This is a genomic window from Arthrobacter sp. 10T413_2 (assembly GCF_056394205.1).
In genome coordinates, this window is the sequence record NZ_JBFTHK010000184.1 from 1 (window position 1) to 8,289 (window position 8,289).

At 66.7% G+C, this 8,289-nt stretch carries 5 protein-coding genes; all 5 read left to right on the top strand.

Annotation, left to right across the window (positions count from 1 at the left end; all coding sequences use genetic code 11):
- Positions 1-391, top strand: a 391-nt coding sequence (locus AC1DBQ_RS19660) for an HNH endonuclease signature motif containing protein (RefSeq protein WP_476930107.1), incomplete at its 5' end; no start/stop codon positions are given.
- A gap of 718 nt (positions 392-1,109) precedes the next feature.
- Complete coding sequence (locus tag AC1DBQ_RS19665) at positions 1,110-2,081, top strand: SURF1 family protein (protein ID WP_476930108.1); 972 nt, start codon at positions 1,110-1,112, stop codon at positions 2,079-2,081.
- Positions 2,078-2,587, top strand: coding sequence for a DUF3817 domain-containing protein (locus AC1DBQ_RS19670; protein ID WP_476930109.1), 510 nt, complete (start codon positions 2,078-2,080; stop codon positions 2,585-2,587). The genes AC1DBQ_RS19665 and AC1DBQ_RS19670 overlap by 4 nt, the downstream gene beginning before the upstream one ends.
- A gap of 128 nt (positions 2,588-2,715) precedes the next feature.
- Positions 2,716-4,305, top strand: coding sequence for a glutamine-hydrolyzing GMP synthase (guaA, locus tag AC1DBQ_RS19675; protein ID WP_476930110.1), 1,590 nt, complete (start codon positions 2,716-2,718; stop codon positions 4,303-4,305).
- A 356-nt stretch (positions 4,306-4,661) separates the two neighbouring features.
- A partial coding sequence (locus tag AC1DBQ_RS19680; protein WP_476930111.1) for an AAA family ATPase occupies positions 4,662-8,289 on the top strand: 3,628 nt, incomplete at its 3' end.

Here is an 8,289-nt window from a genome sequence, read left to right on the forward strand (position 1 = left end):
GAAGATCGCCTGCGACGCCGACATCATCCCCGTCCTGCTCGGGGGTGAGGGACGGATCCTGGACATCGGCCGGGCCTCCCGGCTCTTCCCGCCCCACCTCCGCCAAGCCCTCATCGCCCGGGACCTCGGCTGCGCCTTTCCCGGCTGCACCATCCCCGCGCCCTGGTGCGAAGCCCACCACATCACGTACTGGTCCCGCGGCGGAACCACGGGCACGGAAAACGGCACCCTGCTCTGTTCCCATCACCACCACCTGATCCACAAAGAAGCGTGGACCATCCAGGTCCGGACCGGGGTTCCCTGGTTCATCCCGCCACCCCACATCGACCCCGGCCAGAAACCCCGCCGCAACCACTACTTCACACCCGCCCCACTCACCCAGGCGGCATGACCGCGGTCCGGACAGTGACACCGCAGCACCTMAACGCGGCMTATGGCGGCAGCCCGGTCAGTGGCGGCGTCATCCGGGCCAACATGCCAGCCGTGTCATGACGGACCCGGCGGTGACAGCGCGATCCGGGCCAACGTGCCAGCCGCGTGGACCAGATAAGGACGGCGTGTTCCGGGCGGCGAATGCGGCTCCTAATGACGGCCGCATAACTGAGTCTMGCCATGTGGCCAGTGAACATGACCAGGACTTACGACAGAGGCCCGGGCAGAGACGGCGGCTMCTCACGACGGCCGTACGACCGAGTCCATTCCCCACCGGTGCCAGGGAACCTGACGACGGCCTACGACCGAGGCCCGGCTGGCGACGGCGGCTCCTCAMGACGGCTGTACGACGGAGTCCATTCCCCACCGGTGCCAGGGAACCTGACGACGGCCTACGACCGAGGCCCGGCTGGCGACGGCGGCTGCTCAAGACGGCCGTACGACGGAGTCCATTCCCCATCGGTGCCAGGGAACCTGACGACGGCCTACGACCGAGGCCCGGCTGGCGACGGCGGCTGCTCAAGACGGCCGCATAACCGGAGCCCGGGGGACGGAAAGCGCGGCGTCGCCTCAACTAGGTCCGGTTGTGTCTACCTCGTCGTTGCCGGGTYAGGGAGGGCTGGGTTCGGCGTCGGCCCGTTTCGTTGTTCTACAGGGGGACGAAGTACGGTTAAGAGGTGCTGAAAACTGCCCTCAAACCCCGCTGGATCGCAGGACTCGTGTTCGCGATCGCCATTTCAGGGGTCTTTGTGCTGCTGAGCCAGTGGCAGTTTGGCCGCTCAACACAACCCGAAGCCCCGGTCTCCACCACAACCGAGGAAACTCGCCAGCTTACGTCGGTCCTGCAGCCGGGCGGATTTTTCCCTGGTTCGGTGGCTGATCAGATGGTCTCGGCCACCGGAAGTTATGACCCCCAGAAGCAGGTCCTCGTCCCGGGGCGACTGAATGACGGGGCCAAGGGCTACTGGATCGTGTCCGCCTTCGCTGTCAAGGATGCTCCTGTCCTGAAGGGCGGCGGGGCCACACCGCAGACCTGGATTCCGGTCGCCCGCGGCTGGATCGCGGATCCCTCTGACGCCGTCGCGCCGCCGTCGGGCACCATCGTACTGACGGGGCGGCTATTGCCGTCCGAGTCTCCGCTGGCGACTACCGACCCCGGACCCGGCCGCGCGAGTGCCGTTTCGGTCGCCGAGCTCATCAACGACTGGAACGTCAGCAGCTACCCKGGATTTGTCGCGGCGAAGACTGAACTCTCCGGCAGCGCCGACGTCGGTGCGCTGGCCACCGGAGGCGACGTCAAGCCCCTCCTGATTGGCCCGCAACCGCCTGCGCAGCAGGTCAACTGGCTAAACCTGTTCTATTCCGTGGAATGGGTGGTCTTTGCCGGGTTCGCGTTGTTCATCTGGTGGCGTCTGGTCAAAGACGACTACCGCCGCGACCTCGAAGACGCCCTTGACGCGGAATCCGTCCCGGCATCAGGCCCGGAATCGGCCGGGCAACCGGACAGTGATTCTGACGCAGACCCGGCCGAGGAGCCGGTCCAGGAACGGGCCGGACAGGTGCCCGGCACCTCCGAAGACCCGCAGCCGCCGGCAGCTGAAGCGCATCGCACAGCCCCCTATCCCACAGACCCGAGAGTGCAATCATGATCGAGCCCCAACCAGCCATCCAGCCGCAGCCAACCAACGGCACGGGGACAACCGGCAAGAAGCGCCGCTTCGGCGGCACCGAGGCCCAAATCCGGTCCGCCCTGAAGTTCTACAAAGTGCTCGCCTACTTGACGGGCTCGATGCTGCTCCTGCTGTGCGCCGAGCTGATCGCCCGGTACGGCTTCGGGCAGTACCTCTACGTCGGGGGCACCGACGCCGTCACCGGCCAGCCGTTCGGCCTGGGTTTCGCCGACGCCGAGCCGCCAGGAGTGATCGGGGGCGTCAACCTCTCCATCACGGTGCTGATCGTGCACGGCTGGATGTACGTCGTGTACCTGATTTCCAACTTCCGGCTGTGGTCGCTCATGCGCTGGCCGTTCAGCAAACTGGTGATCCTGGCTCTCGGCGGCGTCGTGCCGTTCCTGTCCTTCTTCGTCGAAAAGAAGTTCCACGCAGAGGTCGAGGCCGAACTCGCGGCGAATCCGCAGGCTTCCCAGCGCTACTGAGCCGGGGAACGCCGCTAACGGCGGCAGCCGCCGTCGGGCGTGTGAGTTCGCTTACCCGGGGCGTGATTCGAGGCCCACAGCGGCTTCTCAATGTGCGGGCGGGTAGCGGCGCAAAGTAGGCTAGTGGGGTGACTACTCCCACTGCATCCCAGACGTCCCACAGGCCGGTTCTGGTTGTTGACTACGGTGCCCAGTACGCGCAGCTGATTGCCCGCCGCGTCCGGGAAGCGAATGTGTATTCGGAAGTGGTTCCGCATACCTACAGCACCGAGCAACTGCTGGCCAAGAACCCTGCCGCGATCATCCTCTCCGGCGGTCCCGCCAGTGTCTACGCCGACGGCGCCCCCAGCGTCGGCGCCGACCTCTTCGAGGCCGGCGTCCCGGTCTTCGGCATCTGCTACGGCTTCCAGGCCATGGCCAACGCCCTTGGCGGCAAGGTGGCCCAGACGGGACTCCGCGAGTACGGTGCCACCGAGACCACCACGATCGGCGAAGGCCGCTCCATCCTGGCCGGCATGCCGCAGCACCAGAGCACGTGGATGAGCCACGGGGACTCCGTCCACGAAGCTCCCGAGGGCTTTGAGGTACTCGCGACGACGGCAGGCGCCGAGGTAGCAGCGTTCGCCAACGAGGAGAAGTGCCTCTACGGCGTGCAGTGGCACCCCGAGGTGAAGCACTCGGCCTACGGCCAGCAGGTCCTTGAGAACTTCCTGTTCAAGGGCRCCAAGCTGGAACCAAACTGGACTGCCGGCAACATCCTCGAAGAGCAGGTGGACCGGATCCGCGAACAGATCGGCGATGCCCGGGTCATCTGTGGCCTGTCCGGCGGCGTCGACTCAGCAGTGGCTGCCGCCCTGGTGCAGCGCGCGGTCGGCGACCAGCTGACCTGCGTTTTCGTGGACCACGGCCTGCTGCGCGAGGGTGAGGCCGAGCAGGTCGAACGCGACTTCGTGGCCGCAACCGGCGTCAAGCTCTACGTCGCCAACGAGCAGGAGCGCTTCCTGAGCGCCCTGGCCGGTGTCAGCGATCCCGAGACCAAGCGCAAGATCATCGGCCGCGAATTCATCCGCGCCTTCGAGGAAGCCGAACTGGCGATCATCGCCGAGGCAGCGGMGCACGGTGAAAAGATCAAGTTCCTCGTCCAGGGCACCCTGTACCCCGACGTCGTCGAATCCGGCGGCGGCGAAGGTGCAGCCAACATCAAGAGCCACCACAACGTTGGCGGCCTGCCCGAGGACCTGCAGTTTGAACTCGTTGAGCCGCTGCGCGCCTTGTTCAAGGACGAGGTCCGGGCGGTCGGCGCCCAGCTCGGACTCCCGCAGGAAATCGTCGGCCGGCAGCCCTTCCCCGGGCCGGGCCTCGGCATCCGGATCGTCGGCGACGTCACCAAGGAACGTCTCGACCTGCTCCGCAAAGCCGACGCGATCGCCCGCGCCGAGCTGACCGCGGCCGGACTCGACAACGAGGTCTGGCAGATGCCCGTCGTGCTGCTGGCGGACGTCCGCAGCGTGGGCGTCCAGGGCGACGGACGCACCTACGGACACCCGATCGTGCTCCGTCCCGTGTCCTCCGAGGACGCCATGACGGCGGACTGGTCGCGGCTGCCCTACGATCTCCTGGCCCGGATCTCCAACCGGATCACCAATGAGGTGGACGGCGTCAACCGCGTGGTGCTGGACGTGACCAGCAAGCCGCCGGGAACCATCGAGTGGGAATAGCAGTGTGAATGGCCGGCCTTTCGAGGCCGGCCATTTCATTTTGTTTCTGGCAATTCGAGTTGAATTTCGCACTGCCCAGTGTTGCGGCCCCGCAGGTGCCCCTGATTCGGGCTACCCTCGAAGGCATGCCGGTATGGTCCAAGGCGTCCCGCGCGAGCCAGGCAACCGCGAGCACACAAAACGCGGCCATGGAAAGCGCGGACGCAACACAGACACGCGTTGACACGTCAAACGCGCTAAAGGCGAGCCCGCCGCGCTCCGGCATGGAGGAATCCGGCCGGGAGAAATCCAGCCCGGAGAAGTCCGGCATGGAGACATCCAGCACAGAGAAGTCGAGCACAGAAAAGAAGGCAGCAGTGTCAGTTGGTCAAGGCCACCCCGAGGGCTCCGAGGAGTTCAGGAAATGGCTGTCGGGGCTCAAACCCGTCACCGGAGCAGATACGATGCTGCGCTTCACCAAGACGCCCGAAGGCTCGATTGACCTGACCCATGCCMATCCGTCGGGGCTTGCCMAACTCATGGCAGGCCGGCGCACCCGGCTCTCAACCCTGATCCGGGACCGCCAGCAGTACGTGATTGCCGCCAGGGCCTCGCGCAACCTGCGCTCGAAAATCTTCGAACTCGCCAACGACCGCGGCATTGACGCGGGCTATTTCTCCGCCGGCACGGTCGTCTGGACGTCCGCCGTCGGAGGTAAACCGCAGCKAATTTCCGCCCCTGTCATGCTCACCGCCATTTCCCTCACGGTGCGCCCCGGCGAGGATGACTACGAACTGCAACTCACCGAACAGGCGCAGATCAACCCCGCACTGGTCCGGCACCTCAAGTCAGTCCACGGGATCGTCTTTGACGTCAGCGCGGTGACGCGGATGGCCTACAGCACGGCGCGTTATGACCCCCAGCCGGTCCTGGACCGTCTGGGCACGCTGATCCAGCCGATTGCCGGTGCCGAGATAGAGCACAACCTCCTCGTCTCCACGTTTGCCGACCTCTCCGGCAACCTGGATGACCCGTGGATCAACCCGAACAACCCCCTCGTCACCGCCCTGGCCCGGTCCGGTTCCGGCGAACTGGTCGAGGTGCCCGTGCTTGAACCTGGGCGTTTCCCCAGCACGGATGAGCGGKACCCCGCCGATGAGCTTCTGCTGCTCGACGCCGACACAGACCAGCAGTACGTCGTCGACGCYGTTCGGGCGGGCGACTCGCTKGTGGTCAGCAGCCCGCCGGGCACCGGCCAGACCCAAACCGCCATCAACACCATCGGCGCCCTCGTCGACGAGGGCAAAACCGTCCTGGTAGTGGGCGACAGGCGCGCCAGCCTCGCCGAAATCTCCACCCAGCTGGAGAGCCTCGGCCTGGATTCCGTACTGCTGCAGCTCGCCGGCAACGCCAGTCCGCTGCAGCTCAAGGGCCAGCTGGTCCGGGCGATCGTCCGCAACGAGAAGTCGCTCCAACCGCAGCTGAGCAACCTGCACGCCACGCTGACGGGGCACCGGCACGCCCTGATGGACCATGTTGCGTCGCTGCACAACGTCCGGGAACGCTGGGGGTGTTCCCCGTACGAGGCCATGCAGTCGCTGGCCGAACTGACCTCCATCCAGCCGGCGCCGGCCACGACGGTCCGGCTCAAGCGCAGCGTGCTGGATAACATCCGGGACCGCGAGGAGCTCGCCGGAAGGCTCCGCCGCGCTGCCGAGCTCGGCGGTTTCAGCCGTGCGTMGACCACCAGCCCCTGGCACGGAGCACGGCTCCTGACCCGCAAGGAGACGCAGGAAGCGCAGGCGGTTGCACGGTCCGTCGCGGAGAAGCTGCCGCTGCTGCGCGGGCGAATGGACGAGGTGGCAGAACACGCCGAGATCCGTCTCGGCGGGACTTTCGCCKAATGGGGCGAGCAGATCGAACTGCTCGTGGCCGTCCGCGAAAGCCTGGACAAGTTCACTCCCGACATCTTTGACCGCCCCGTCCATGACCTCATCTCGGCCACGGCGCCCTCTGCCTGGCGCCGGGAACGGGGGATCGAGATGCCCTCGATGCAGCGGTCCCGCCTGCGCCGGGTGGCCAAGGAATATGTCCGGCCCGGCGTGCACATCGCGGACCTGCACAGCTCTCTGGTCCTCGTGCAGGAACAGCGCGCCGCGTGGGCCGGTTATGCCACGACGCAGCGGCACCCTGCCGTACCGTCCGGGCTGGCCGAAATCTCCGGCCTCTACCGGGAGCTTGAGTCAGAACTGGCCGAACTGGGCCAGGCAGTCAAGCACACCGCCGCAGGCGGCGATCTGGACCGCGTGCCCTACGCCGATCTCCTGGCCCGCGTCCAGCGACTCGTCGCCGACACCGCGACACTCGAAACCCTCCCGGAGCGTACCCTGTTGGTCGAGAGCATGCGCGAGCACGGGTTGGGCGAGCTGCTCGCCGACCTGGCCGAGCGTGAGGTCCCMGAGGGATCTGTGACCGCAGAACTGGAGCTGGCCTGGTGGCAGTCGGCCTTGGAAGCCATGATTAGCGGCGATGACTACCTCGCCATGTCCGACGGCGACGCCCTGCGCCAGCTGGAAGCGGAGTACCGGCTCGCTGACAACGCGCATATCGCCAGCGGCGCTGCCCGGCTGCGGTGGAACCTGTCCGAGCGCTGGCGCACGGCCATCGAAGCGTACCCGCGCCAGGCCGAGTTGCTGCGCAGTCTGCTGAAGGACGGCAGGGTTACCCTTGCGGCACTCAGCGGCCAGGCTCAGGAGCTGCTGCCCACACTCGTGCCTGTATGGTCCGTCAGCCCGTACCTCATGACGGGCCTCCTGCCGATCGAGCAGACCTTTGATGCCGTAGTGATCCTGGACGCCGAGACAACATCGCTGCAGGCCGTCCTCCCGGCTATCGCCCGGGCCCGGCAGGTCATCGCTTTCGGCGATGAGCAGATCGCCAGCCCACGAACCTTCACCGTGGGGGTCGAACGGCTCGCCGCAGGGGAGAGCTCCTACCAGAGCGTCGAGAGCGCTTACCGTGCGCTGACTGCCGTACTGCCCGTGTGGAACCTGAGGACCGTATACCGCGCGGTCGATGAAGACCTGGTGCGCCAGCTCAGCAAGGGCTATTACGGCGGGGAACTGACACGGCTCCCGGAAGGGCAATCCGCCACAGGCCTCGACCGTGCCCTCAGCGTGGAATACCTTCCGGATGGCACCGGGCTGCCCAGCGCCGACCACGACGGCGTTGAATCGGTGGTTGCCGAGGTGAACCGTGCGGTGGAGCTCGTCTTCGAACACGCCCGGCTCCGTCCCCGGACCTCGCTGGMTGTGGTGACCGGCAGCCTCCGTCACGCCGCCCGGATCGGCGAAGCCATCCGGGCCCAGCTGCCCAACTACCCGATGCTTGGCAGTTTCTTCACGGCAGGGGAGGAATCCTTCCGTGTGGTGGATCTGGAAAGGGCCCAGGGGCTGGTCCGCGACCACGTCATTTTCTCCCCGGGCTATGGGCGGACGCCGCACGGACGTACGCTCCACAGCCTTGGACCGCTCTCCGCCGACGGCGGACGCGCTAAATTCGCCTTGGCGATGACGCGTGCGCGGCGATCACTGCACGTGCTCAGTTGCTTCCGCCCCGAGGACCTCGACGTCAGCCGCCTGAGCCATGGTGCCGTGGATTTCTACGAATTGTTGGACCGCGAGATCGCGGGCAATACGGATCTGGGCAGCCCCGCATCCCGGGCGGCCGCCAGCGAGCAGGCGCTCGGCGCTGATCCGCTTGTGGCAGACCTGGGCGACCGGCTCCGGGCCCGCGGTGCGCGAGTGTGGCACCAGTACGACGGCGTCCTCAACATGGTGGCCGCCGCCGATCCGATGACCACGATTGGCCAGGACGATGCGGAGATTCCCCGTCCTGTGGCGATTGAGTCAGACGGCACCGGCCACTACCGGCGAATGAGCGTCCGCGAACGGAGCCGGCTCCGGCCGCAACTTCTCGAGCGGCTTGGCTGGCGTTATATGCCGC

Excerpts from the sequence above, each read along its gene's own strand:
- AC1DBQ_RS19670 (WP_476930109.1), top strand. The coding sequence starts at position 2,078 with ATGATCGAGCCCCAACCAGCCATCCAGCCGCAGCCAACCAACGGCACG.